The organism is Delftia sp. WSY_16, assembly GCF_043104415.1.
GTDB classification, from domain to species: domain Bacteria; phylum Pseudomonadota; class Gammaproteobacteria; order Burkholderiales; family Burkholderiaceae_C; genus Comamonas; species Comamonas tsuruhatensis.
This window is the reverse complement of sequence record NZ_JBICKS010000002.1, coordinates 1-24,427: the sequence shown is the minus strand read 5'-3', so window position 1 is coordinate 24,427 and position 24,427 is coordinate 1. Positions and strand designations below refer to the sequence as shown.

Genomic DNA, 24,427 nt, shown 5'->3' with positions numbered 1-24,427 from the left:
ACCAATGATGGATATATCGGCGGCTCCGGCCATTTGCAGGCCTGCAGCAATTGCTCGGCCCGGCTGATTTTATTGTTTCCCTGATCAGTACGCTGGTGATGGTCGGATATTATTCTCCACAATCTGGATGCGCTCTCATCTGGGTGGCCGTGGATGTTGTGCGTCAAAAGATGGATTGAGTAAGAATTCTTGCATGAAAAAATCAATGATCCTGCTCGATTGATGCATTTTCATGATGAATGCATCTGTGGGATGGCGCAGGCCTGTCCCATGGGAAACACTGATTGACTGGAGGAATCTTACAGGCTGAATAAACAATTGTTTACATTTGGAAAAGCTTTCTCTTGTCAGATTGCGCAGGCGTTTGTCTTTTTGCGAAACTTTCTCCGGCTCCATTGACTTAATTCGCTGATGCGGCTCGGTTTTTCTGATGGGAAAAATCACAAAGGCCCGCGAGAAAATCCCTGGGTTTTCTAGGGTTGTCACAAGTCGAGTGATATGCGGCCCGCATGTGGGCGGGGTGGGTCTGGGCCGGTACCTGCCAGGCAAGGGCGGGCGGTCGGACGAGCTGGGCGCATTGGAGGGGTCGTGCGGCCTTCGAGCGGCCCTTGCCAGAGCCGGTGCCCGCTGGCCAATTACCTGCTTTCAGGGATATGCGCTGCGCAGGTCGTCGTCTAAAGTAAGAAATTGTCAGCAGCGCAGTCATTTGTGGCCTGCCTGAAGGCAGTGGCGGGGACCGCTCCCCGCCTGTTCGGATCTTCGGATCTTTTCTTCCAGGCCAGACCCATGCTGCAACTTTTCCAATTCCTTGCCCGTGGCACGTGGCTCGCACAGGCGTTGGGCGCCTTGGCCGTGGCCTGTGCCGTGCCGGCAGCCCAGGCCCAGAGCATCACTGCGGCACCGCTGGCGGCCGTGGCGCCGGCGGCGATTCCTGTGGACCACCCTGGCGCTCTTGCGCTGCTGGCGCTGGCCATGGGGGCCTGCCTTGCATGGGGGGTGCGCACAGGGCGGATTTCCCCGGCCAGCCTGCGCGCCTGGGCCCTGGGCGGTGCTGTCGTGGCGACAGCGGCCACGGCGGCCTGGGGCGACCGGGTGCAGGCCCAGATACAGGAATTGCAGGAAGCCTTCAACCAGGCCGCAGGCGAGACGCTCACCGTTCCCGTGCAGACGACAGCGCTGGGTGCCGATGGCGCACCGCAGGGATTCCTGCCCGTGGTCTATCGCAACCAGACGTCGGTGCGGCTGAAAGTCACCGGCATCACGGACCCTGTGTGGAACACCTGCTTTCCGCTGGGCGTGCCGGGCACGATTCCCACGACGGCCGCGCGTCCCGGCAGCGCCTGCGCGGTCGGCGCCACGCTGGAGGCGGGCGGCTCCTGCTGGGTGGACGTGGCGCAGCTGTGCGCCAACGCGGCGGCCGCCGCGCACGGCAGCCACGCCAGCGTGCTTGCGCCCGACAGCGTGCAGGTGGACACGGCCGGGCAGCGCACGGGCAATGTGCTGTCCAACGATTCCGATGCCGATGGGGCGCTCGTGGTCGCCAGCTTCACCTATGAAGGCCAGACCGTGGCGGCCGGCAGCTCCCGGAACGTGGCGGGGCGCGGGACCTTCGCGCTGCAGGCAGACGGCAGCTTCACTTTCCAGGCGGATGCGAACTACAGCGGCGGCCATCCGCTGGGCATCGGCTACACCGTGCAGACCGGCGCGTCCAGCACGCTGAGTGTTTTCGTGAACCGGGTGCCCGTGGCCGGCAACGATACGGCCACCACCGATGCCGATACATCCGTCGCCATCGCCGTGCGCGGGAACGACAGCGATGCGGATGGGGACAGCCTGACCGTTTCCGGCATCACCCAGGGCACCCACGGTTCCGTGGTCGTGGATGCCGTCACGGGCAATCCGGTCTACACGCCGAACGCCAACTTCACCGGCAGCGACAGCTTCACCTACACCATTGGCGACGGCAGGGGCGGCTTTGCCACGGCCAGCGTGTCGGTGACGGTTGCTGCTGCGCCCTCCGGCAATCAACCGCCAGTGTCTGTCTCCGATGCGATAGTGGTGGCCGAGGGCGCTGTGGCCACGGTCCTTGCCAGCGGTGCAACCAGCGTGCTGGCCAACGACACGGACCCTGACGGCAATCCGCTCGTCGCGGTGCTGGTGACGGGTCCGGCGAATGGGTCCCTGACGCTGAGCGGCAATGGCACCTTCACCTATATCCACAACGGCAGCGAGACGGTTTCCGACAGCTTTGCCTACCGTGCCAGCGATGGGCTGGCCATGGGAAACATCGTCACCGTTTCCATCACGGTCACTCCCGTGAACGATGCACCGGTTGCCGTGGCAGATCAATGGATGGTTGCCACGGACATCCCGCGGAGCATCAGCTTTGCCACGTTGCTGGCCAATGACACGGATGCCGACGGCGACAGCCTGACCATCACCCTGGCTCATTCGCCGATCAATGGCAGCCTTGCATCGCAGGCGGGCAGGGTGCTGTTCACGCCCGCGGCAGGCTACGAAGGACCGGCCAGCTTTCTCTACGACGTCAGCGATGGGCGCGGCGGTACCAGTATCGGCACGGTCAATCTGTCGGTTGGAGCGGCTAGCGCTTCTTCGGTCGTTGTTCTGAAGTCCCTGCTGGCCATCGCACAAGGCACAGGCGGGACCAGCGTCAGGTTTCCGATAACCACGAAGCTGGTGGATACGGATGGCTCGGAAACCCTGTCGATCAGGATCAGTGGACTGCCCACCAATCTGTCCTTCAATGCGGGCACGAACCTGGGTGGTGGTGTCTGGCAGTTCACCGAAGCCGACCTGCCCAATCTCATCCTGAATCTGCCTGGCAGCTACACCACGAACGCCACCAATCTCACGGTCCAGGTCACGGCGACGGAGGTGAGCGGCGGCTTCACGGCATCGACATCCACCGTGGTCACGCTCAAGGCCTCATATACGACCGTGGATGTCACCACGACCCATAGCGGCAGCTATACGGGCAGCTCGGCCAGCGAATACATCGCTGGTGGCAACGGCGCCAACACCATCAGCGCCGCCAACGGAAACAACATCGTTTTCGGAGGCGCTGGCGACGACAACCTGTCGGCGGGCGCAGGCTCCGATGTGCTGATGGGCGGCAGCGGCGACGACACCCTCAATGCGGGGTCGGGCACGGACCTGCTGGCCGGTGGCCCCGGCAACGATCTGATGAGCGGCGGTGATGCGGGCGAGAACTTCGTGGATGTCTTTGCCTGGTCGCTGGGAGACCAGGGGGCGGCGGGAACACCGGCCTTGGACCGAATCCAGAACCTCGCCACGGCGGCCGCGGGAGCCAACGGCGCAGGCGGTGATGTACTGGACCTGCGCGACCTGCTGCAGGGTGAATCCGCAGGCCCCGGCAATGCCGCAGGCAACCTGGCCGACTACCTGCACTTCGAGATCACGGGAGGTGATACCTGGGTCCATGTCAGCCACACGGGCGGCTTCGGTGCGGACTCCCATGCGGCGGGTGCAAGCTATTCGGCATCGGCCGAGACCCAGCAGATCATCCTGGAAGGCGTGAATCTGCAGACGCTGTATTCCGGTGCCGCCACGGATCAGCAGATCATCACGCAGCTGCTGAACAACAGCAAATTGATCGTGGATTGACCGGCGCCGGTCCTATGGCCACCGGGCACCGCGCACCGAGTCCGTTTCTCGTGCCTACATGAAATTGCGCGTATGCAGCGAAGCCAGCCGCTCCGCATGCCCGCGCTCGAACCCCAGCCGCAGCAGCTTGGAAAACCGGCCGTCTGCCATGTCGCGCATGAGCTGCTGCACGCGGGCGGCGCCACGGGCCAGGGCCTCGGGAGTGAGGGTGCCGGCCGCGATGAGGATCAGGGCGTCGAAGACTTCCTCGTTCAGCCCCGAGGTGCCGGCCAGGTTGTCGAAGCGCTGCTCCACGGCCTGGGCCAGCTGGTGCTGGAAGCCGGGCTCGTGCTGCAGGCGGTACAGCAGGTGGGACATGCCCAGGGCCACATGGCGCGCCTCGTCGCGCGCGGCCAGGCGGCAGATCTGGCGTGTGAGGGGGTCGGGCGCCTCGGTCTGCAGGAACTGCAGCAGGTGCACGAAAGTGCCTTCGCCCAGCACCGACAGCAGGAAACCCGCCACGGAAAAATCCGTCTCGTCCAGCAGGCTCTTGAGCGAGGCCTGGCCACCCGCCGTGGACAGCGCGGGCTCGCGGCCGTGGCGGCGGATGCGGCGCGTGAAGACATCGATGTGCCGCGCCTCGTCGGCCACCTGGATGGCCAGCGCAGCCTGCAGTTCGCGGTAGTGCGGGTGCAGCTGGCCGAGGAAGCGCGCAGGCACCAGCAGGGCCGCATTCTCGTTCTCGACCATGTAGGTCATGAGCTGGACGATGGCGTCCTCCACCGGCGCGGGCAGCTCGGGTGCGTCGTTCCAGTCGATGTCGGTGTCGGCATTCCACTGCGCGGCCACGGCCTGGGCGTAGAGGTCGGAGGCGCTGTCGGTCCAGACCTGCAGCTTGTCGCTGAGCCGGAAATGGAAGGCCGGCGCGCCGGCTTCCACCTGCGCGCCACGCGCGGCCAGGCCCCAGAAAGGCTGGGCCTGCGCGGCCACGGCACCGTCGCCCGAGCGCGCATCGCTGCGGCCCGTCTGCGCCGCGCCGCGCCAGCGCCCGGCCTGGGCGCCGCCGCGCGCCACGATGGCCATGGCCTGTGCTGCATCCACGCCATCCTCCCAGCGCAGGCCATGGCCCTGGTCGCTGCACCAGCCCGACAGCTGGGCCTGCCAGCCCGGCGCGCTGCCGGTCACGCGCAGTTGCCCGCCCACGGGCAGGGCGGCCAGCGCGTGCTTGACCAGCAGATGGGCGCCGGCATCGAAGCCCAGGCCCTGCAGGTCGATGACAGGCAGGGTGGAGGCGGGCAGGGCGCCGCTGTCGGAATCAGGCATGGCCATGGCGCGTATCAGTAACGGTAGTCCTGCACGGTGATGCGGCCTTCGGCGTCGTAGAAGGCCTCGTCCGTCACCGCGCGCTCCAGCAGGCCGTAGCCCGTGCCGCGGCCCGGGTGCCAGACCTTCAGGCCTTCCAGCTCCAGCAGCGGGCGCACTGCCGCGTCGTCCCAGGACATGGCCAGCAGGATGTCGCGGAAGGCGGCGGCACGCCCGGCATCGATGTGCGGGCCGGCCGTCATGTTGCAGTGGTCGAAGGCGCCCGAGGTGGCCAGCACGCGCGTGCCGCCGGCCGGCAGCGTGCCTTCGCGCGCAAAGGCCAGGTAGTTCTTGCCCACCATCCATGAAGCCTGTATCTCGCCGGCCACCATGGCGGCGGCGGCCAGGCGCTCGCCGCCGATGTGGTCGCCGTGCTTGCCGCCCAGCACGTCAAAGCGGCGTGCCGTGTAGTCGCGCCCGGCCACCAGCCCTTGCTGGCGCAGATGGTCCAGCGGGATCAGCGTGGCCTGGGGCGAATCCACGGCACCGAAGCCCACGGTCTTGCCGCGCAGGTCCTGCACGCTCTGGATGGGGCTGTCTGCGGGCACGACCAGCAGCGAATGCAGGTCCAGGTCGGTATCGCGCATGGCGATGGACTCCACGCGCAGGCCGCGCGCGCGGGCCATGCGGTCGGCGCGCACAAAGGCCAGCGGCGAGTTCCAGGCCAGGTGCACATCGCCTGCCATCAACGCCTCGGTCAGCGACTCGTAGTTGGAATAGAGAACGTAGTCGAAGTAGTAGCCGCGCTCGATGAAATACGCCTTGAAGCCTTCCCAGATGGTGATCACCTTGGGGGCGTAGGCCACGGCGCCGAGCTTGATCACGGGGGCGGTTGTCGTCATGCGGAAGTCCTTTGCTGGATGGGGGAGGAGGGGTGAAGCGATCGACGGGTTCTGCCGTTCAGGCTCAGGCGGCGGCGTCGCACATGCCTTTGCCCAGCATGTCGTAGATCACATCGGTGGTGGGCGCCATGACCGAGGCGGCGCGCGCATCGCGGAACAGGCGCTCTATGCCCAGCTCCTTGCGGAAGGCGGCGCCGCCGCACACGCGCATGGCAATGTCGGTCACTTCCAGTGCGGCCTCGGCGGCTGCGGCCTTGCTCTGCAGCAGGCGGGTGCGCGCATCGGCCCGGGCCGCCTGCACGGCGGCCACGGTCTCGTCGCGCAGCAGGCGGGCCTGCTCCAGGCGCAGCTGGGCACGGGCCAGGTAGGCGCGGATGGTGGGCAGGTCGGCCAGCGAGCTGCCGCTTTCCGCAAAGCGCGTGCCCGCCACATGGGCCACGGCGCGGCGCAGCGCGCCCTGCATCAGGCCGATGGACGTGGTGGCGATCAGCGTGGGAAAGAAGGGCATCAGATAGCGGCCCTTCACGGCCTCGCCCTCGCCGTCGGCGCCCAGCATGCGGGCGCGTGGAACGCCCACGTTGCGTGCCTCGATGGGCGAGGATGCATTGCCGCGCAGCCCCATGCCGTTGAAGCGTCCGGGAATGGACAGGCCCGGCAGCCGGCTGTCCACCAGCCACAGCGTATTGCCCTCGCCCTGCGTGGCGCGCGAGATCCAGACATAGGAATCGGCCTCGCCGGCCGACGTGATCATGCTCTTGAGCGCGTTCAGGTGGATGACATCTTCAGCGGCGGTCGCCGTGCCCGTCGGCGCCCAGATATGGCTGCGCGAGCCGGCTTCGGACACGGCCAGCGTGGTGAGGTGGCGGCCGGCCGCGATCTGGCGGCGCACAGGGTCGTCGGCAAAGGGTTCGATCAGCGCCACGCCGCAGTAGTGCATGGTCAGCACCATGGCCGTGCAGGGGCAGTCCTGGGCAATGCGCTCGACGACCTGCACCGCTTCGGCCAGGCCCTTGCCCAGGCCGCCCACCTCGCTGGCGCTGATCAGGCCCAGCAGGCCGGCTGCCGCCAGTGCATCCAGCGCGGCGCGCGGGTAGCGTGCCTGCTCGTCGATCTGCGCGGCCTGGGGCGCGATGATGTCGCGCATGAGGGGTTCGAGTTGCTTCAAAACTTCCATCTGGGTTCACCGTAGGCATGCCCATGACCGCCTGCCGGGAGGCTGTTGCTGGAAGTCTGGGGAAATGCTGGGGCGCCGCGATGGCCGCTGGACGCGCCTGCCGCATGCAGACCTGCAATGGCGGATGGGCTGGGGAAAGAATGCAGGCGATTATGCGCCGGGTGCACTACGGCTTCGCGCAACGGACGCCTTGCTCGGGCACCATGGCTGGTGTGTGCTTGATCCCGGTCAAGGTGGCGGGAGAACGCTGCGTCGCCACAGCACATTCACGCACGCATGCAGGCAGGCACGCATTCACGCAGGCTCGAAAGCTTGAACGCCTGGGCCCTAGGCCCTGGCAAGCCCCATGGCCAGCGCCTGTGCTGACCCCATCGGCTTGGCAAAGAAGTAGCCCTGGGCCAGATCCACGCCAAGGCTTGCCAGCGCATTGAATTCCTCTGCAGTCTCCACACCTTCGGCGACCACCACGCTTCCTATTTCGTGCGCGAAACTCGTGAGCCCCTTGGCGAGCGCACGGCGGCTGCGGTCGGTATCGACGTCGTGCGTGATGCTCATGTCCAGCTTGATCATGTCCGGTTGAAGATGCAGGATGTGCCGCATGCTGGAGTAGCCGGCACCGGCATCGTCGACTGCCAAGGTCGCGCCCCGGCGCCGCAGCGGAGCCAGTGCATCGGCCAAAGCCCTGTAGTCATCCACGGCGGCATGCTCCGTGATTTCCAGCGTCACGCGCGACAGATCCTGGTCCGAACCCAGAAGCCGGGGCAGCTGCCCCGACTGGATCAGCTGCGGCGAGCAGTTGACTGCGAGCAGCCAATCGGTTGGCAGGCGACCGAGCGCGCCAAGCGCCGTGTCGATTGCATGGCGCTCCAGCTCCAGCCCCAGGCCGACTTCGTGCGCTGCCTTGAACCATTGGTCTGGCGGGCGAAATGGCTCCAGGTCAAAGCGCGACAAGCACTCAAAACCGTGCAGCTTGCCTGTCGCGATGGTGTATACGGGCTGAAATACAGGGCGCAGCGCATTTCCCTGCATGGCAAGGCGGATTTCGTTGGCCGCTTTGTCCCTTGCATGCTGGACCGCAGAAGTTGCACTGAAATGCAGTCCCAATAAATCGGAGAATGCCCGCAATAGCGACATATCGTGCTCACCCAGCGCGGGATTGGGCTGGTGGCTGAAGCAGCACAAGGTGCCGTACAGACGGTTGTCATCCAGGCGGATCGGTACGCTCAGGTGCGAGCCGATGGGAATGGTGTGCGTCTCCGGTATTCCCTGTGCAGCGGGTAAACGGGACGTGTCTGGAATCAACTGCGGCAATTCGCCATTGACCACCTTCTGGCAATAGCCCTCGTTCAATGGAATATTCTGCTGCCGGAAAATCACACCGCCAGTGCTCTCGTCCACATGCTCCAGCACCCGATCCGCTTCGCGGAATCGGGCCACAAAGGCCACATCCATGCCCAGATGCCGCCGGACCACGGACAGTACACGGTCCACTCCATCCAGTTCAATGGCGAAAGCAAAAATTCTGCTCAAAGGTGCGAATGTGGATTTTCGAGGGGTCATTTCATTGATCTGCTCTATCAGATGTGTACGCACATTGAATGGGCACGCTGCTGGCGGATTGGCGGTCCTCAGTTCTGCCCGGCATGGCCGAGCGGCACGATATGCCGTTGATAACGGGAATGAATTATCGGTAGTCCGCTCCATTGGCAGGAACACGGCAAGGTTTGGGGTGCCGCGCCATCGCAAATCAGAACAGGGGGAGAGCAATGGCCCTAAGTATGCGCGGTTGAAGTGCGCAGGTCGAGTCCGTCTGTTCGGATTGACAATGGGAATGAAAAGCCAACGCGGGAACTTGCAAGTTCATTGCACCGCCTGGAACACCGGTCATGCCGCATGCCCCGGGCGTGACGGGTCCAGGTGCTCCATCGGTCACTGCCTGGCCGTATGGCGAATGCGGGCCAGGTACTGGCTGGGCGTCAGCCCCAGATGTTTGCGAAACGCGGCTCCCATGTGCGATTGATGGCTGAAGCCGCAATCGTGGGCGATACAGGCCAGCGAATCGGCATCCGCCCGCATCATGGAGCGGGCCGCCTGTATGCGGGTCTCCACAAGATAGGCATGCGGAGTCATGCCAAGCAGCTGGGAAAACTCACGCAGAAAACGCAGCGGGGTGCGACGGGTCATCCGGGCCAGCTGGGCAATGCTCAACGGCTGTGCAAACTCGGCCGCCATGCGCTCCAGAACCGGCCGATACACCGGGCGCAATGCATCGATGCGCGGGATGGGCGCATGGGGCACATCCCTCGCATCGACGCATTGCCGGGCCATGAAGTGCAGGGCTGCCTGCTCTATTGCCAGGGTGTCCGTCTCGGGGCAAAGCAGCAGTTGCCGCAGCTGGTGCGCAATCTGCAAGGCGGCGCGCTGGCCAGGGTGTACAACGCGCCGGGCTTCGGTGTCAGGCACTGCGTCGTCCAGCCATTGCTCCCATTGCGCAGGGGTACAGCGAACCACCAGGTACTCGCCGCCCGTGGCCGATTCGGAAAACACATCCACCCCCGGTGGCGTGCGTGCCACCGTGCCGGGCCATGTGTCGAAGTCCACGCGGCGGTCGCTGCCAATGGCATGCACGCCTTGCTGGCGCTCCAGCGCAATGCCCAGCGAATGAAGGCGGGTCGGGTCATGGCTGCTGTAGGCCGCGCGGCCCAGCAGCTGCACCTCGAATCCCGGTAGTTCCTGAACTTTCATCACCCTGGTGCCTTGTGTCTTGAACTGAAATTTCTTGATAGACGGGAAACGGGCGCTGCCCACACTGAAGGCATGAACGCAAACCACACGGAAATTCACCGCATCATCGGTCTCATCGGGGGCATGAGCTGGGAGTCCAGTGCCGAGTACTACCGGCTCATCAACCAGGGCGTGCGCGACCGGCTGGGTCCGCTGCGCTCTGCAAAACTGCTCATGTACAGCGTGGATTTTGGCCCTATCGAGCTGGCCCAGCATGAAGGCCGCTGGGATGACGCAGCCGCCTTGCTGGAAGATGCCGCGCGGCGGCTGCAGGATGGCGGGGCGGATGGGGTGCTGCTGTGCACCAACACCATGCACAAGCTGGCAGACCGCATTGCGGCAGCGGTGCGCATCCCTTTTCTGCACATTGCCGACCCGGTGGCCGATGCGGCCCGGGCGGCAGGCTACCGCAGGCTGGGGCTGCTGGGCACCCGCTTCACCATGGAGCAGCCCTTCATGCGCGAGCGCCTGCAGCAGCAGGGGCTGGAGGTGATGGTGCCGCAGGAGGCGGACCGCGCCGAAGTGCACCGCATCATCTACGAGGAACTGTGCGCAGGCCGGATACGGGAAGAGTCGCGGCGCACCTATCAGCGCATCATGGCGCAGCTGGCCGGGCAGGGCGCCCAGGCCATGGTGCTGGGCTGCACGGAAATCAGCCTGCTGGTGCAGCAGGCGCATTGCCCCGTGCCCGTGCTGGACACCACGGCCTTGCATGCCGAGGCTGCGGTGGACTTTGCATTGACGCCTTGAGGCGCCAAAACGACCCGGACTGAACCGGCCCGGACCCCTATCAGTGGCAGATGTGACCTGCAAGCGCACGCAAGCGGCCCACCTGCGGCAAGCAGATCATCCGTGGGGCCGCCCTGGCGCAAGCGGGGCGAGTTCCATCCGGTCCCGTCCCTTGCGCTTCGATGCATAGAGGGCCTCGTCGGCCTGCTTGAGCCAGTGGGACAGCTCTGTTCCGGGCTGGTCGAACAAGGCCGCACCGATGCTCAGGGACACGGGCTGCGGCGTCGCGAACATCGCGCGCGCCTGCTGCACGAACGCCTCGCGCAAGTCCTGGCCCAGCGCCTGCGCGGCCGTGCCGCAGACGTTGTGCAGCAGGATCACGAACTCATCCCCGCCCAGCCGCGCGGCCAGTGCGCCGCGAGGCAGCACGCTGCGGATGAGGTCGCTCAGCGTCACCAGCAGGCGGTCGCCGGCATCGTGGCCGTGCAGGTCGTTGACCTGCTTGAAGTGGTCGATGTCGATCAGCAGCAGGGCGCCGGGGCGGGCCGGCGAGGCTTGTGCCAGCAGCGCCGGTGCGCGCAGATAGAGCGCGCGGCGGTTGTCCAGGGAGGTCAGCGGATCGCGGGCGGCAATCTGCGCGATGCGCTCCTCGCGGCGATGGCGCTCCGTCCCGGTCATGGACATGGCCAGCAGCATGATCGCCATCACGCCCTCCACCAGCGAGATCAGGATCACCGTGCCGCGGAAACTGCCCAGGTTGACGAAGGCGTCCAGCGCCACGGTCGATCCAGCCTTGGCGAGGTAGAACAGGCCGTGCGCCAGCAGCACGAAACTCAACTGCGCCGCGCCCATGCCCAGCGCGCCGCCATGCGGGCGCAGCAGCAGGCCGGCGCGCAAGGTGGTGATGGCGATCAGCAGCGACTGGATGCCCAGCATCGCCTTGGACCACCAGGGCCCGTCTGGCAGAAACAGCATGGCCAGCCAGACGACGGCCAGCAGCCACCAGAAGTGCGACAGCCGCACGCGCATGAATCCGGCGACCCCGGCCAGGAACAGCCAGTGGGCGGCGATCAGCAGGCCGTTGGGAAACCAGATGCCCAGCAGCACATGGCCGCTGGAACGCAGCAGGGCCAGCACGCAGCCCACGACGATGATGGCGAACCCCGCGCTCCACAGCAGCAGCGAGCGTTCGCGCACGCTGCTCCATTCCGCAGCCAGATACAGCGCCGAAGCGGCCGCCATGGCCGTGGTGAGAACGAGCAGGGTGAAGGGGTCGAGAACCATGGGCGATGGAGGTATCGGCGCAGGCGCGCTCCTTGTGAGAGCCGCCAGACAAGGAGCAATGCGGCGACGGTCCGTGCCGTCGCGATGCAGTGGAGCAAAGCGAGCGGGGCGGATTGTCGCAGGAAGCGGGTTTTCAGGCTTGCCCGATCACCCGGCTGCAGCGATTCCGGCGTCGGCCGCGTTGCCAAGGCCACGTCGCGGAGGCGAACGCAGGGTCCTTGCACTGCGCAGGCATCCCGCCGCTCCAGACCATGGCGAAGCCGTCCTCACTGCTGGGCTGCGGGCTCTGTTGGAAGCCCGGGGCCTTGTGGAAGGCGGTGGATTTGCCGAGCTCGCTTGCCGGCAGGCTGATGAAGAGGGACCTGGTCATGCTGGACCAAGAGGAAGCGGCCACGGCTGCGCGCGGGGCCGTCCATGCACCTGCCGCTCCCCGCTTTGCCATGGTGGCCCGGGGGCGGCAAGGCGGGAGCACCGGGGCAAGATGCCCTATGGGGCGTCAACCGTGACCGGGGGAGCCGGCCCTGTCAGACGGCAACGGCGTGCAGGCGGGTATTGAAAAGCGGCCCTTGGGTGAAGGTCGCCAGGCGCTTGGCCAGCCACAGCACCGCCAGGTCCACCAGGGGTTCCACCAGCACGACGCACATGTAGGCAGCACCGAAGCTTGCCACCTCGGTCAAGGTTGCCAGGCTGGCACCGTGGCCGTAGATGGCCCAGAACGCGACCCACAGGACAATGCCGCCCTGGTAGGTGGTGGACAGGGCCAGGGCCTGCCTGTAGCTGATGTCCACATAGGCCGTGCCGGCGGGAATCAGCCGGCCCGCCAGTTGGTTCACCGCATACAGCGGCACCAGCAAGGTGGTGACGTTCATGCCGTACTGCGGCAGGTCGAAGGGGGCAAAGAACAGGCCCTGCACCAGCAGGCCGAACGCCAGGCCGATGGCCGCAGCTCCCGCGCCGAACATCAGCAGCAAGGTCGAGCCCAGGATCAGATGGACCTCGGACACGCCGACCGGCTCGTGCGGAAACACCTCGAAGAAGCTGAACACCAGCGCGGTGGTGATGACACTGCGGGCCAGCAGCGCGAGCCAGCCGCCGTTGTCGCGCAGGCTTTGCCGTGCCAGGGCGGCGGTCAGGCCGAAGGCCGCTGCGGCGGTGACATAACTGAGGGCGATTTTTTCGGGGCTGACGACGCCGGGTTCGATGTGCATGGGAGGTCCTGAACAGTCAAGGTCCGTTGCAGGGCGGGCGCCGGCTGCGCAACGGCAAAGGTATTGAGCATAGCCGTGGATGAATGGCTGCGCCATGCCTTGGCGCGGCAGATGCGTTTTCTGTCCAGGCTGCGCGGATGTACTCGGGTGATGCCGGGAGCAGCCATGCAGCGATTGCCGCTGTTGTCTGGATGCCGACAGCTCACTTCAAGGCGTTGTTGAGTCGCTGAAGCTCAAGTTGCTGGGCAGCACTGGCCTCGAGATTTGCACGCTCCTCGTCCAAATACCGATAAATGCTTTTGAGCTCAGTGATTTTCTTTCTGATTTCCAGCATTTTCTTTTCAATCAACTTGGCACCCTCGGCACAATCGATTGACTTGTTTCTCTGCGCGTCCAGAATTTCGCCTATTTCCGCAAGAGAAAATCCCATGCTTTGTGCGCGCTGGATAAATCCAAGATCCTGCAGGGTTTGTGGTGTGTAAACACGGTAATTGTTGTTTCGCCGCAATGGTGCGATAAGGCCGATCTTCTCGTAGTAGCGCAGGGTATGGCGGCTGGCGCCGCTGCGGACCTCGAGTTCGCCGATATTCATGAAAAAACGCTTGACTATAGAGTTGGGTCGACAGTCTACACTCGATTTTTCATCGTGCCAAGGAGCAGAAAAATGAGCGTGGAGTGCTTTGTTACGGGAGGGACCGGCTTCATCGGCCAGCATCTGGTGTCATGCCTGAGCGCAAAAGGTCACACGATTCGGGTGCTGATGCGTCGCCCGGAGCGCCTGGCGCAACTGCGGGAGCAGGTCGACAATCTGGGAGGTGTCGCAAACCGTGTCTTTGCCGTGGCTGGCGATCTGGAGCAGGAGAGCATCGGCTTGAGTCTTTCCGATCGAGAGGCTTTGCGGCGGGCCGAAGTTGTGTTCCACCTGGGCGCCCACTTCGCGTGGGGCCTTTCAATGGAGCATTCGCGTGCAGTGAATGTGGAAGGTGCAAAGCGCGTGGCGTTGTTGGCAGCGCAGCAAGATAGCCGGCTGGTGATGATCGGCGGCTATATGCTGAAGAACAATGAACATCTGCAGCGCATCGGAATTGATCCCGGCCATCCGGAAAGGACTCATTGGCCTGCCGTCTATCGGCGTGTCGGCGCTTATGAGGGGAGCAAACTGGAGGCGCATTTCGCGACCCTGGAGTTCATGGCTGCCAAGGGAGGGAAAATGACCGTCGTGCACCCCGCAACGGTTTGTGGTCATAGCCGCACGGGACATATACCTTGCAGCCAGCCTCTGGTGGATCTGATACGCAATCTGGCACAGGGAAAACTGGCTGCAGTGCCCGGTAGCGCAGAGCACTGGTTGCCATTGGTCACTGTGGATTATCTGGTCGAGCTGGTTTCGGCTTGCGCTTTTGATCCTTCCATGGCCGGTCAGGAGCTTCTGGCGCTTGACGACCAAAGTCCCAACTTGCGAGAACTCCTGGCAGAGGTGGCACAACCTCTTGGAATAAAGTCCCCAAAGCATCATATTTCGCTCCGATTGCTGAAATGGCTTTTGAGCATTCCCCCGGTCGCGCGGTTTTTGAATACGGATGCCGAAGCCCTGGACTTCATCCAGACTACGCGTTTTGACACAGCGGCGGTCGAGCAATTCGCCAAAAGGCACGGAATATCAAAGCCGGATATTCGTCAATCGTTACGGAATACTGCAATGTTCGTCAACTCATATTGCATGCCCAATGAAAAAGTCCACTGACGTGTATTTTGCCGGGATGAATACTGAGAAACTATCAAGATGCATTGCACCTATGCAGGCACAGCCAAGAGCAGCCCTCCACTGCGCCCGTGGCACTCCATAATTGTCCTTTTCAGGTGTCGAGGCCGGCGCCGAGCACCCGTTTCGAGGAATCCGCTTCAGTGAATCAACAAGTCCATACAAGAATCGCTGTCCTGGGGCCCGGTGCGATCGGGACCACCGTCGCTGCTGCGTTGCACGAAGTCGGCCGCACGCCCATGCTTTGCGGCCGTACGCCGCGCGACAGCCTGGTGCTGCAAGGTAGCGGTGTTCGCATCGTTGTTCCCGGGCCGGTGAGAACGGATCCAGCACAGATTGCACGCCCGGTGGACCTCGTTTTTCTCGCGGTCAAAGCGACTCAGACCGCTGCCACTGCGCAATGGCTTGCGGCGCTGAGCGGCCCGCAAACCGTCGTGTGTGTCCTGCAAAACGGGGTCGAGCAGTTGGAGAGTGTCACTGCGCTGTGCCCTCAGGGGCGAGTCGTTCCTGCAGTCGTGTGGTTCCCTGCGCAGGCGCAATCCGATGGGTCGGTGCTCCTGCGCAGCGATGCTCGGATCAGCCTGCCTGACGAAGCGGCCTCCCTCGTGGTTGCGCAGGCACTGCAAGGCTCCCGGTGCCTGGTAGACCTGGTTTCGAATTTCAGATCTCTGGCCTGGCAAAAGCTGCTGCAGAACGCGGCGGCCGGGCTCATGGCGCTCACGCATCGCCGCTCAGGCATGTACGGCCGGCACGACATCTCCAAGCTCACACTGGACTATCTGCAGGAGTGCCTGGCCGTGGCACGCGCCGAAGGTGCTGAACTGGGCGATGAGGTTCCGCAGGCGATCCTCGACAAGTTCCAGGCATCCCCTGCCGACCTGGGCACGTCCATACTGGCGGATCGCGAAGCAGGCCGCCCGCTCGAATGGGATATCCGCAACGGCGTTATCGCGCGCCGCGGCCGGGCGCGCGGGGTTCCGACCCCGATCGGTGATGTCTTGGTGCCGCTTCTTGCTGCCGCGAGCGACGGCCCCGGCTGATCACCCATGCCTTGACGATAAGGCCTGTGATCACAGGCCTGCCATCCGCATTCAGCCTGAAACTGTTGGCAGCACCCCCCAATCCCAACCCTGCCGGCCGATTTTTCCGAAGCCGGGGACAATACCGGGTTCGCGGGTTTTTCCGGCTCGACCTGGGTCGAGGACGGGAATCGCTTGCGGAAGGAAGCTGCACTGGCGTTGAACCCGGACGCAGAAAACCCCAAGATCGGACGGCGGCGAGACCGCCGAGATGGCGCAGGTGCATGTGACGAAGAGGGATTGGTGGACAAGGGCCTGCCGCAGCCGCAGCGGTCGGCCCGTCAAACGCGATACCCGCCTGGTGGGCTGGCTGCTGGCCGTGGTGTTCGTGTCGGTATCGGCGGCCACGGTGTGGCAGTTGGTGGCTGCACGCCAGCGCACGCTGGCCGAGGTGGATACCGTCAACCGCAATCTGGCGCAGACGCTGAATACCTATTCCGAAGGCGTGATCACCCAAAGCTCCATGCTGCTGCTGGGCATTGCCGAAAGGCTGGAGCTGGATGGCGCCGGTGCCGCGCACCTGGAGCGCGTGCTGCATCTGGTCAACCGCCAGGAGCAGCTGCTGAACCAGCTCAACGAGCTGCTGGTCGTGGACGCGCAGGGGCGCTGGCTGATGTCGTCCAAGGGGACGTTTCCCCCAGGAACGCAAAGCGCCGACCGCGACTTCTTCACGCACCACCGCGACGACCCGTCGTCAGGCATCTACATCGGGCCGCCGATCCGCAGCCGCTCCACAAGCGAATGGGTGATCACCATCAGCCGGCGCTATACCGACAGCGATGGCCAGTTTGCCGGCGTGGTCGTGGTGACGCTGGGTGTGGAAAATTTCCTGCGGCTGTTCGGCAAGATCGACATCGGCGAGCAGGGCGCCATTTCACTGAGCACGCCGGGCGGGCAACTGCTGGTGCGCCACCCCTTCCGTGAGCAGGACCTGGGCCGGGACTTCTCGCAGTCGCCCAATTTCCTGCGCCACTATGCGGGGGCGATGTCGGGCACGGCGTCGTTCCGCTCGGGCCTGGATGGCACGGAAAGAATCTATGCCTTCCTGCGCAGCGAGCGCTATCCGCTGGTGACCACGGTGGCCCTGGGCCGCGACGAGGCGCTCAGTTCCTGGCAGCGCCAGGCGCAGCTGACGCTGGCCGTGGTGCTGGGGCTGTTTCTGGCGATTGCGCTGATCGGCTGGCGGCTGACGGCGGCGATGCGGCTGCGCTCGCGTGCCGAATGCTCCCTGGTCAGCGCGCGCGAGGAATTGCTGCAGGCCAACCGCCGGCTGGAGGTGCTGGCCACCCAGGACCAGCTCACGGGCCTGGCCAACCGGCGCCGCTTCGACGAGGTGCTGGAGCGCGAGGCACGGCGCGCCGTGCGCGAGGGCACGCCGCTGTCGCTGCTGCTGATCGATCTGGACCATTTCAAGGGCTACAACGACGCCTACGGCCATGTGGCGGGCGATGCCTGCCTGCAGACAGTGTGTCGCGCCCTGGCCCAGGCCGTGCAGCGGCCCGGCGACATGGCAGCGCGCTACGGCGGGGAGGAGCTGGCCGTGGTGCTTCCCAATACGGACCAGGCCGGCGGGCTGCAGGTGGCCGAGCGGCTGCGTGCGCGCATCGAGGGCCTGGGCCTGGAGCACCGCAGCAGCCGCTTCGGCCATGTGACGGCCAGCATCGGCGTGGCGACGGCGCAGTGCGGTGAGGCTGGCGCGACTCAAGGCGCTACACAAAGCGCTACACAAGGCACTACCCACGGCTCCACCCAAGGTGCCGCCGTGGCGCTGGTGGAAGCGGCCGACCGTGCGCTGTACCGCGCCAAGGCCGCAGGGCGCAACTGCGTGCAGGGCTGAATGGGGGTGGGTCTGCGCGCGCTCAGTCCGTGGGCGAGCGGTGGGCCACCACCTGCTGCTTGAGGTCGCCCAGCGCCTGGTACAGGTCGTTGCGGCTGGCCTGCGGCATGTCGCCGAACATGCCCATGACCCAGGACTCATGCGCCTTGGCCATGCGCGCAAAGGTCTTGCGGCCCAGCGGGGTGAGGTGCAGCACGGAGCTGCGCCGGTCGGACTCCACCTTGGTGCGCACCACCAGGCCCTCCTTCTCCAACTGGTCGGTGATGCCGGTGATGTTGCCGTTGGTCACCATCATGTGGCGCGACAGCTCGCCCATCTTCATACCCTCGGGCGCGCGCTGCAGCTGGGCCATGAGGTCGAAGCGGGGCAGGGTGGTGTCGAATTCGCTGCGCAGGCGGTTGCGGATCTCGCCTTCGATGAGGTTGCAGCAGGTGAGCATGCGCAGCCACAGGCGCAGCGCATGGTGGTCGTCGGGCGCGGCGCGCGACTCCAGGTCGGGAGCGTGGGTCATGGCTGGTTCTGCGGTGTGGGGGCGCTCAAGCCCATCTGCGCGAGGATGGCGCGCGTCAGCGGGCTGGCCGGGTCGTTCAGGGTGAGCACGATGTCGAAATGGTTGGTGCCGGGCATGGCCACGTACTGGCCTGACGATGGACCGGGGCCACAGCGCTGGTTCCAGGCGGCCAGGTAGTCGTCGCTCTGGCGCTTGAATTCATCGGTCTCGCTCTCGCCGTAGCTGACGATGAGCGGGCAGGCCGCGCCGTGCGGCAGGAGGGCGGGGCTGTTGCGAATGGCGTCCTGCTCGCTCAGGCGCATCCATTCGTTGATGTGGGTGTGCACCAGCGGGCGCAGGTCGAACAGGCCCGACAGCGGTGCGGCGCCGCGCACCACGTCCTCGGGCACGCCGTAGTCCGCATGCCAGCCGCCGGCCAGCAGCATGCCCGCCAGGTGGCCGCCGGCCGAGCTGCCGCAGACATGGATGCGGCCCGGGTCGCCGCCGTAGCGGGCGATGTGCGCATGCACCCAGGCCAGGGCGCGGCGTGTCTGGTCCACGATGCGGTCCAGCGTGACGGCGGGCGCCAGCGAATAGTTCAGGGCCACCACCACGGCGCCGGCGCGCGTGAAGGTGGGCGCCATGCTGCTGGAGTCGTCCTTGGACAGCAGCCGCCAGTACCCGCCATGGATGAAGAAGAGAACAGGGGCGCCTGCCGCCCCGGTTGCTGCCGGGAAAATGTCCAGCAGCTCGTCGGCATGCTCGCCATAGGCCACGTTCAGCGCGCAGGGCAGGCTCTGGCGCGCAGCCCGGCTGTCGTCGGCATAGGCCTTGATGATGGGGGTGATGTCGGGTACCGTCGCGCGGGCGTTGTACTGGACATCGAGTCCGGCGCGGTCGTAGTGACGGTAGAGTGCGGGCATTGGAACGGAGATGGCGCGAAATGGTTTGTATGGCAGGTATTGGTACAAGTCCCAGACTTGTTCTGCAAAATACTTTAAACCTAAACTAAGACCCGCGCCAACCGTTCCAGCCCTTACAGAGTTTCCCGTCCAGCGTGACGGAAGACTGCCTCACCACCGATTGTCATCCGCGCGGCCCGCGCAAGGAGCACAGCAGCATGCGTTTCCTCACCCCCTTCCTGGCCGCAGCGGCCCTGGCCCCTGCCTTTGTTCCCGCGCTCGCGCAGGCGGACACCATCAAGGTCGCTATCGCCAACGATATTTCCGGGCCGTTTGCCGCGCTGGGCGCCGAGGCGCGTGACGGCTTCAACCTCGCCATCAAGCAGCTGGGCGGCAAGCTGGGCGGCCAGCCGGCCGAGTTCCTGCAGACCGACATGGGCGGCAACCCCGACCAGGCGCGCCAGCTGGTCACGCGCTACATACAGCGCGACAAGGTGGATTTCTTCACCGGCCCCATCGGCTCCAACGTGGCCCTGGCCGTGGGCCCGGCGCTGTTCGGCGCCAAGGTGCCCTACCTGTCCAACAATCCCGGCCCCAGCCAGTTCGCGGGCGCGCAGTGCAATGCGTTCTGGTTCGGCACGTCCTACCAGAACGATGCCTTCCACGAGGCAGCCGGCAAGCTGGCGGCCGACCGTGGCTTCAAGAAGATGTTCATCATGGCGCCCGACTATCCGGCCGGCAAGGATGCGCTGGTCGGCTTCAAGCGCGGCTACAAGACCGCGCCCGGCGAAGAGGTCTACACCAAGCTGGGCCAGATCGACTACGCGGCCGAGCTGGCCCAGATCCGCGCGGCCAAGCCCGATGCGGTCTACATCTTCCTGCCGGGCGGCATGGGCATCAACTTCGTCAAGCAGTTCGTGTCCACGGGGCTGTCGCAAAGCGTCAAGCTGATCGGCCCGGGCTTCTCGGCCGACGAGGACGTGATCCAGGCCGTGGGCGAGCCCATGCTGGGCATGGTCAACACCGCGCAGTGGGCGCATGACCTGGACGTGCCGCAGAACAAGGCCTTCGTCGAGGCCTTCCGCAAGGAGTACAAGGGCCGCAACCCCTCGGTCTACGCGGCCCAGGCGTATGACGTGATCATGGCCATGGATGCGGCCGTCAAGCAGGCCGGCGGCAAGGCCTCGGACCGCCAGGCCATCGTCAAGGCGCTGGAGAAGGCCGACTACGCCTCGGTGCGCGGCCCCTTCACGTACGGCAAGAACCACTACCCCATCCAGGCCTACTACCAGCGCGTGATCGAGAAGGATGGCAGCGGCCGCATCACCAACAAGCTGGTGGGCAAGGTGTTCGACAAGTACCAGGACGTCTACGTCAACGACTGCAAGATGTGACCCCGCCGCCGCGCCCCCGTCGGGCGCGGCGTGCCTTGATCTTGATTTTCAAAGCCGGATGATTTGTTGACCGCGCGCGGGCCGATGCGCCCGCGGCAGGGGGCGTGTGGATGACGTGGACGCTGCTCTTGGAGCAATTGCTCAATGGCCTGCAGTTCGGGCTGATGCTGTTTCTGATCGCGGCCGGGCTGACCCTGGTGTTCGGCATCATGGACATCATGAACCTGGCCCATGGCTCGCTGTACATGGCGGGCGCCTATGTGGCGGCAGAGACCCTGCAGCGCACGGGCTCGTTCACGGCGGCGGTGCTGGTGGCGGCCGTGGCCACGGGCGTGGCGGGCATGGTGCTGGAGCTGGTGCTGATACGGCGCCTTGCCGTGCGCGACCACCTGGCCCAGGTGCTGGGCAGCTATGCGGTCATCCTCATCGCCAATGACCTGGTCAAGATGGTCTGGGGCCCGGCGCCGGTGATGCTCAACATGCCGGCTGCGCTGTCCGGGCCCGTGCAGCTGCTGCCCGATCTCATGTACCCGGCCTACCGGCTGATGATCATCGTCTTCGGCCTGGCCGCCGCGTTGGGCCTGTATTGGTTCGTGACGCGCACGCGCGCCGGCGTGCTGGTGCGGGCAGGCGCCTCCAACCGCCAGATGGCCACGCTGATGGGCGTGCGCGTGCCGCTGCTGTTCCTGGGCGTGTTCACGCTGGGCGCCATGCTGGCGGCGGTGGCGGGGGCGCTGCTGGGGCCCATCACTTCGGTGCAGGTGGGCATGGGCGAGGACATCCTGATCCTGGTGCTGGTGTGCATCGTCATCGGCGGCATAGGCTCCATACGCGGGGCCCTGGTGGGCGCCTTGCTGGTGGGCATGGTGGATACGGCGGGGCGGGCCTTCCTGCCCATGCTGCTGCGCCAGGTGTTCTCCCCGGCCGTGGCGTCCAGCGTGGGGCCCACGCTGGCGGCGATTTCCATCTACGTGCTGATGGCGGTGGTGCTGGTGTACCGTCCTTCCGGCCTTTTCCCTGCGCGAGGCTGAGCATGGAACACAGCACATTGCAAGGCAGGTTCCAGGCCCGGTTCTTCTGGACCGTACTCGCGCTGCTGGCGCTGGCGGTGTTCCCGCTGGTGGCTCCGGCGCTGGGGCTGGACTTCTACATCTCCTTCGTGCGCCGGGTGCTGATCTACGCGCTGGCCGCCACCAGCCTGAACCTCATCCTGGGCTATGGCGGCATGGTGGCGCTGGGGCATGCGGCCTTCTTCGGTGCGGGGGCCTATGCGGTGGGCATCCTGGCGATGAACGGCGTGACCTCGGCCCTGGTGGCCTGGCCGGCCGCCGCGCTGCTGGCCGGGCTGCTGGCCGCCGCCACGGGCGCCGTGTCGCTGCGCACGCGCGGCGTGTACTTCATCATGATCACGCTGGCCTTTGCGCAGATGCTGTTCTATATCTTCATCTCGCTGCGCCAGTACGGCGGCGAGGACGGGCTGAACCTGCCCGGCCATTCCGTTCTGCCCGGGCTGGACCTGGGCCACGATGTGTCCTTCTACTACGTGGTGCTGGCGCTGTTCGCGGTGCTGATGGCCGTGTTCGGGCGGCTGGTGGATTCGCGCTTCGGCAAGGCGCTGCAGGGCGTGCGCGAGAACGAGTCGCGCATGGAGTCGCTGGGCTACCCGGTCTACCGCATCAAGCTGGCAGCCTTTGTGCTCAGCGGCGCCGTGGCCGGGCTGGCAGGCGCGCTGCTGGCCAACCACAACCTGTTCATCTCCCCCAGCCTCATGCACTGGACCCAGTCGGCCAACCTGCTGATCATGGTGCTGGTGGGGGGCGTGGGCCTGCGCTGGGGCGGCGTGGCCGGCGCCGTCGTCATGCTGACGCTGGAGGAAGTGCTTCGCATGTGGACCGAGTACTGGCACCTGCCGCTGGGCCTGCTGCTGCTGTGCGTGGTGTTCGGTGCGCCGCGCGGCCTGATGGGCCTGTGGCCCGCACGCGGGAGGCAGGCATGAGCGGCGCGGCCACCCCTATCTCCATTCCCACTCCGGCCCTGGAAGCCAAGGGCCTGGTGCGCCGCTTTGGCGCGCTGCTGGCCACCGACCATGTCTCGTTGTCGCTGGCGCCTGGCGAGATCCATGCGCTGATCGGCCCCAATGGCGCGGGCAAGTCCACGCTCATCCATCTGCTGTCCGGCACGCTGGAGGCCGATGCGGGCACGCTGGTACTGGCGGGGCGCGATGTGAGCGCGCTCAACGCCCACCAGCGCGTGGCGGCGGGGCTGTCGCGGTCGTTCCAGATCACCAACATCTTCAAGCAGTCCAGCGTGCTGGACAACCTGGTGCTGGCCGTGCAGGCGCATGCCGGCAGCAGTTTCCGCTTCTGGCGCCCGCGCGCGGCCGAGGCTGCGCTCTACGAGCAGGCCCGCGAGCTGGCGCGCGAATGCGCCATCGACGCCAGCCTGCTGCAGCGCCCCGCAGGCACGCTGCCGCATGGCGAGCAGCGCAAGCTGGAGTTCGCGCTGGCCCTTGCCGCGCGGCCCGGCGTGCTGCTGCTGGACGAACCCATGGCCGGCATGGGGCCTGATGAAACACTGCGCCTGACCGAGCTGATCGAATCCCTGCGCGGCCGCGCCGCCATGCTGCTGGTGGAGCACGACATGCAGGCCGTGTTCCGCCTAGCCGACCGCATCTCCGTGCTGGTCTACGGCCGCATCATCGCCACCGGCACGCCCGACGAGATACGTGGCAACGCCGATGTGCGCCAGGCCTACCTGGGAGACGAAGAAGTGAAGGAGGGCGCGTGATGCTCGAAATGCAGGCCGTGCAAAGCGGCTACGGACCCAGCCAGGTGCTGTTCGGCGTGGACCTGCGCATCGAGGCAGGCCAGGTCGTCACCCTGCTGGGCCGCAACGGCATGGGCAAGACCACGCTGCTTCGCACGCTGCTGGGCCAGCTGCCCCTGCGCGCTGGCTGCATGGTGTTTGCCGGGCAGGACATCGCCGGCTGGGCCACCGACCGCATCGCCCGCGCCGGCGTGGCCATCGTGCCCGAAGGCCGCCAGTGTTTTCCCAACCTCACGGTGCGCGAGCACCTGACGGCCTTTGTGGCCCATCGCAATTCGGGCCGTCCCGGCGCGGCCGAGCCCTGGACGCCCGAGCGCGTGTTCGCCCTGTTCCCCCGCCTGGGCGAGCGCGCCTCCAACATGGGCAACCAACTGTCGGGCGGTGAACAGCAAATGCTGGCCATAGGCCGCGCCCTGGTCACCAACCCGCGCCTGCTCATCCTGGACGAAGCCACCGAGGGCCTGGCCCCCCGCATCCGCGAAGAGATCTGGTCCTGTCTGGCCCAGCTGCGCGCCGCTGGCCAGACCATCCTGGTCATCGACAAATACGTGGAGCGCCTGCTGGGCCTGGCCGACCGCCACCTCATCCTGGAGCGCGGCAAGGTCGTATGGAGCGGAGACTCGGCCGCGCTGGATGGGGACAGAGCGCTGTGGGAACGGTATTTGGGAGTGTGAGCACGCGCAATGCATTCGCAGTTCAAGGCGAAATTCAAGACGCGATGGAGGGTTGAATGGCATTGAAGATCAATGGGTGGCATGCCATTCAAATACATGCCTGTATCCAAGATGGGAAATTGCTTACATTTACAGGATGTATCTGACCCTGCATTTGATTGCCCTATAGCCATCGGCTTGTCTATGATCCCCGCTCACCAAGAGACGGGAGGCCGCCCCCAGGGCGGTTCATACAATGACACGCCGAGTCACCATCCATACGCCATTGGGCGATGAACTGCATTTCCGTGAATTGCGCGGCCAGGAAAACATCAGCCAGCTCTTCAGCCTCGATGTGGAAATGCTCAGCGAAAACGAAAGCATCGACCCCAAGGCCCTGCTGGGCCGCAATGCCACCATCGAAATAGAAACCCAGGGCGGCGGCAGGCGCTTCATCGACGGCATCGTCACCCGCTT

At 65.6% G+C, this 24,427-nt stretch carries 22 protein-coding genes; 11 read left to right on the top strand and 11 right to left on the bottom strand.

Annotated elements, in window-relative coordinates; genetic code table 11:
* Positions 1-135 precede the first annotated feature (135 nt).
* Positions 136-486: a hypothetical protein gene (locus tag ACF8O7_RS00300; protein WP_126312084.1), complete on the bottom strand. Its 351-nt coding sequence runs from the start codon at positions 484-486 to the stop codon at positions 136-138.
* Between the two features lie 300 nt (positions 487-786).
* Here ACF8O7_RS00300 and ACF8O7_RS00295 point away from each other — a divergent pair, with 300 nt between their 5' ends.
* A complete protein-coding gene (locus tag ACF8O7_RS00295; RefSeq protein WP_392441947.1) occupies positions 787-3,645 on the top strand; it encodes a midcut-by-XrtH protein in 2,859 nt (952 codons plus the stop codon).
* Positions 3,646-3,699: 54 nt separating this feature from the next.
* Here the strand turns inward: ACF8O7_RS00295 and ACF8O7_RS00290 are convergent, their stop codons facing one another.
* The 5 genes from ACF8O7_RS00290 to ACF8O7_RS00270 form a co-directional block, all read right to left on the bottom strand.
* Complete coding sequence (locus ACF8O7_RS00290) at positions 3,700-4,953, bottom strand: ferritin-like domain-containing protein (RefSeq protein WP_034367628.1); 1,254 nt, start codon at positions 4,951-4,953, stop codon at positions 3,700-3,702.
* 8 nt (positions 4,954-4,961) lie between these two features.
* Positions 4,962-5,828: a phosphate/phosphite/phosphonate ABC transporter substrate-binding protein gene (locus tag ACF8O7_RS00285; protein WP_016450660.1), complete on the bottom strand. Its 867-nt coding sequence runs from the start codon at positions 5,826-5,828 to the stop codon at positions 4,962-4,964.
* A gap of 64 nt (positions 5,829-5,892) precedes the next feature.
* Positions 5,893-7,002, bottom strand: a complete 1,110-nt coding sequence (locus ACF8O7_RS00280; protein ID WP_392441944.1) for an acyl-CoA dehydrogenase family protein — start codon at positions 7,000-7,002, stop codon at positions 5,893-5,895.
* A 327-nt stretch (positions 7,003-7,329) separates the two neighbouring features.
* Positions 7,330-8,562 (bottom strand): EAL domain-containing protein, encoded by a 1,233-nt coding sequence (locus ACF8O7_RS00275; RefSeq protein ID WP_392441942.1) that lies wholly within the window; start codon positions 8,560-8,562, stop codon positions 7,330-7,332.
* Between the two features lie 369 nt (positions 8,563-8,931).
* Positions 8,932-9,747: a helix-turn-helix domain-containing protein gene (locus tag ACF8O7_RS00270; RefSeq protein WP_034367637.1), complete on the bottom strand. Its 816-nt coding sequence runs from the start codon at positions 9,745-9,747 to the stop codon at positions 8,932-8,934.
* Between the two features lie 72 nt (positions 9,748-9,819).
* Here ACF8O7_RS00270 and ACF8O7_RS00265 point away from each other — a divergent pair, with 72 nt between their 5' ends.
* Positions 9,820-10,536, top strand: a complete 717-nt coding sequence (locus tag ACF8O7_RS00265) for an aspartate/glutamate racemase family protein (RefSeq protein ID WP_034367640.1) — start codon at positions 9,820-9,822, stop codon at positions 10,534-10,536.
* Positions 10,537-10,632: 96 nt separating this feature from the next.
* Here the strand turns inward: ACF8O7_RS00265 and ACF8O7_RS00260 are convergent, their stop codons facing one another.
* The 3 genes from ACF8O7_RS00260 to ACF8O7_RS00250 form a co-directional block, all read right to left on the bottom strand.
* Positions 10,633-11,799 carry a GGDEF domain-containing protein gene (locus ACF8O7_RS00260; RefSeq protein WP_392441939.1) on the bottom strand — a complete coding sequence of 389 codons (1,167 nt, stop codon included), beginning with the start codon at positions 11,797-11,799 and terminating at the stop codon, positions 10,633-10,635.
* Between the two features lie 524 nt (positions 11,800-12,323).
* Entirely contained in the window at positions 12,324-13,007 is a 684-nt protein-coding gene (locus tag ACF8O7_RS00255; protein WP_160854489.1) for an energy-coupling factor ABC transporter permease, read from the bottom strand.
* A 202-nt stretch (positions 13,008-13,209) separates the two neighbouring features.
* Positions 13,210-13,599 carry a MerR family transcriptional regulator gene (locus ACF8O7_RS00250; protein ID WP_043790259.1) on the bottom strand — a complete coding sequence of 130 codons (390 nt, stop codon included), beginning with the start codon at positions 13,597-13,599 and terminating at the stop codon, positions 13,210-13,212.
* A 72-nt stretch (positions 13,600-13,671) separates the two neighbouring features.
* On the opposite strand from ACF8O7_RS00250, the gene ACF8O7_RS00245 reads away from it, so the two are divergent.
* The 3 genes from ACF8O7_RS00245 (at position 13,672) to ACF8O7_RS00235 (ending at position 17,685) form a co-directional block, all read left to right on the top strand.
* Positions 13,672-14,751, top strand: a complete 1,080-nt coding sequence (locus ACF8O7_RS00245; RefSeq protein WP_392441936.1) for an SDR family oxidoreductase — start codon at positions 13,672-13,674, stop codon at positions 14,749-14,751.
* Positions 14,752-14,912: 161 nt separating this feature from the next.
* Positions 14,913-15,809 carry an oxidoreductase gene (locus ACF8O7_RS00240; protein WP_046986576.1) on the top strand — a complete coding sequence of 299 codons (897 nt, stop codon included), beginning with the start codon at positions 14,913-14,915 and terminating at the stop codon, positions 15,807-15,809.
* Between the two features lie 250 nt (positions 15,810-16,059).
* Positions 16,060-17,685 carry a diguanylate cyclase gene (locus ACF8O7_RS00235; protein WP_392441934.1) on the top strand — a complete coding sequence of 542 codons (1,626 nt, stop codon included), beginning with the start codon at positions 16,060-16,062 and terminating at the stop codon, positions 17,683-17,685.
* A gap of 22 nt (positions 17,686-17,707) precedes the next feature.
* Here the strand turns inward: ACF8O7_RS00235 and ACF8O7_RS00230 are convergent, their stop codons facing one another.
* Both ACF8O7_RS00230 and ACF8O7_RS00225 read right to left on the bottom strand, forming a co-directional pair.
* A complete protein-coding gene (locus ACF8O7_RS00230) occupies positions 17,708-18,196 on the bottom strand; it encodes a MarR family winged helix-turn-helix transcriptional regulator (protein WP_012206289.1) in 489 nt (162 codons plus the stop codon).
* Complete coding sequence (locus ACF8O7_RS00225) at positions 18,193-19,098, bottom strand: alpha/beta hydrolase (RefSeq protein ID WP_016453223.1); 906 nt, start codon at positions 19,096-19,098, stop codon at positions 18,193-18,195. The genes ACF8O7_RS00230 and ACF8O7_RS00225 overlap by 4 nt, the downstream gene beginning before the upstream one ends.
* 197 nt (positions 19,099-19,295) lie before the next feature.
* Here ACF8O7_RS00225 and ACF8O7_RS00220 point away from each other — a divergent pair, with 197 nt between their 5' ends.
* From ACF8O7_RS00220 to ACF8O7_RS00195, 6 genes are all read left to right on the top strand, one after another.
* Positions 19,296-20,471: an ABC transporter substrate-binding protein gene (locus tag ACF8O7_RS00220; RefSeq protein ID WP_392441930.1), complete on the top strand. Its 1,176-nt coding sequence runs from the start codon at positions 19,296-19,298 to the stop codon at positions 20,469-20,471.
* A 110-nt stretch (positions 20,472-20,581) separates the two neighbouring features.
* Complete coding sequence (locus tag ACF8O7_RS00215; RefSeq protein WP_016450647.1) at positions 20,582-21,502, top strand: branched-chain amino acid ABC transporter permease; 921 nt, start codon at positions 20,582-20,584, stop codon at positions 21,500-21,502.
* Positions 21,503-21,504: 2 nt separating this feature from the next.
* Entirely contained in the window at positions 21,505-22,467 is a 963-nt protein-coding gene (locus ACF8O7_RS00210; RefSeq protein WP_012206285.1) for a branched-chain amino acid ABC transporter permease, read from the top strand.
* Complete coding sequence (locus ACF8O7_RS00205) at positions 22,464-23,258, top strand: ABC transporter ATP-binding protein (RefSeq protein ID WP_392441927.1); 795 nt, start codon at positions 22,464-22,466, stop codon at positions 23,256-23,258. The genes ACF8O7_RS00210 and ACF8O7_RS00205 overlap by 4 nt, the downstream gene beginning before the upstream one ends.
* Positions 23,258-23,971, top strand: a complete 714-nt coding sequence (locus tag ACF8O7_RS00200; RefSeq protein ID WP_280048324.1) for an ABC transporter ATP-binding protein — start codon at positions 23,258-23,260, stop codon at positions 23,969-23,971. The genes ACF8O7_RS00205 and ACF8O7_RS00200 overlap by 1 nt, the downstream gene beginning before the upstream one ends.
* 235 nt (positions 23,972-24,206) lie before the next feature.
* Positions 24,207-24,427, top strand: a 221-nt coding sequence (locus ACF8O7_RS00195) for a contractile injection system protein, VgrG/Pvc8 family (protein WP_392441923.1), incomplete at its 3' end; no start/stop codon positions are given.

Coding starts and splice junctions, on each gene's coding strand:
- ACF8O7_RS00220 (WP_392441930.1), top strand. CDS start 19,296: ATGCGTTTCCTCACCCCCTTCCTGGCCGCAGCGGCCCTGGCCCCTGCC.
- ACF8O7_RS00290 (WP_034367628.1), bottom strand. CDS start 4,953: ATGGCCATGCCTGATTCCGACAGCGGCGCCCTGCCCGCCTCCACCCTG.
- ACF8O7_RS00245 (WP_392441936.1), top strand. CDS start 13,672: ATGAGCGTGGAGTGCTTTGTTACGGGAGGGACCGGCTTCATCGGCCAG.
- ACF8O7_RS00295 (WP_392441947.1), top strand. CDS start 787: ATGCTGCAACTTTTCCAATTCCTTGCCCGTGGCACGTGGCTCGCACAG.
- ACF8O7_RS00225 (WP_016453223.1), bottom strand. CDS start 19,098: ATGCCCGCACTCTACCGTCACTACGACCGCGCCGGACTCGATGTCCAG.
- ACF8O7_RS00270 (WP_034367637.1), bottom strand. CDS start 9,747: ATGAAAGTTCAGGAACTACCGGGATTCGAGGTGCAGCTGCTGGGCCGC.
- ACF8O7_RS00255 (WP_160854489.1), bottom strand. CDS start 13,007: ATGCACATCGAACCCGGCGTCGTCAGCCCCGAAAAAATCGCCCTCAGT.
- ACF8O7_RS00235 (WP_392441934.1), top strand. CDS start 16,060: ATGGCGCAGGTGCATGTGACGAAGAGGGATTGGTGGACAAGGGCCTGC.
- ACF8O7_RS00205 (WP_392441927.1), top strand. CDS start 22,464: ATGAGCGGCGCGGCCACCCCTATCTCCATTCCCACTCCGGCCCTGGAA.
- ACF8O7_RS00275 (WP_392441942.1), bottom strand. CDS start 8,562: ATGACCCCTCGAAAATCCACATTCGCACCTTTGAGCAGAATTTTTGCT.
- ACF8O7_RS00200 (WP_280048324.1), top strand. CDS start 23,258: ATGCTCGAAATGCAGGCCGTGCAAAGCGGCTACGGACCCAGCCAGGTG.
- ACF8O7_RS00230 (WP_012206289.1), bottom strand. CDS start 18,196: ATGACCCACGCTCCCGACCTGGAGTCGCGCGCCGCGCCCGACGACCAC.
- ACF8O7_RS00260 (WP_392441939.1), bottom strand. CDS start 11,799: ATGGTTCTCGACCCCTTCACCCTGCTCGTTCTCACCACGGCCATGGCG.
- ACF8O7_RS00265 (WP_034367640.1), top strand. CDS start 9,820: ATGAACGCAAACCACACGGAAATTCACCGCATCATCGGTCTCATCGGG.
- ACF8O7_RS00215 (WP_016450647.1), top strand. CDS start 20,582: ATGACGTGGACGCTGCTCTTGGAGCAATTGCTCAATGGCCTGCAGTTC.
- ACF8O7_RS00285 (WP_016450660.1), bottom strand. CDS start 5,828: ATGACGACAACCGCCCCCGTGATCAAGCTCGGCGCCGTGGCCTACGCC.
- ACF8O7_RS00280 (WP_392441944.1), bottom strand. CDS start 7,002: ATGGAAGTTTTGAAGCAACTCGAACCCCTCATGCGCGACATCATCGCG.
- ACF8O7_RS00250 (WP_043790259.1), bottom strand. CDS start 13,599: ATGAATATCGGCGAACTCGAGGTCCGCAGCGGCGCCAGCCGCCATACC.
- ACF8O7_RS00210 (WP_012206285.1), top strand. CDS start 21,505: ATGGAACACAGCACATTGCAAGGCAGGTTCCAGGCCCGGTTCTTCTGG.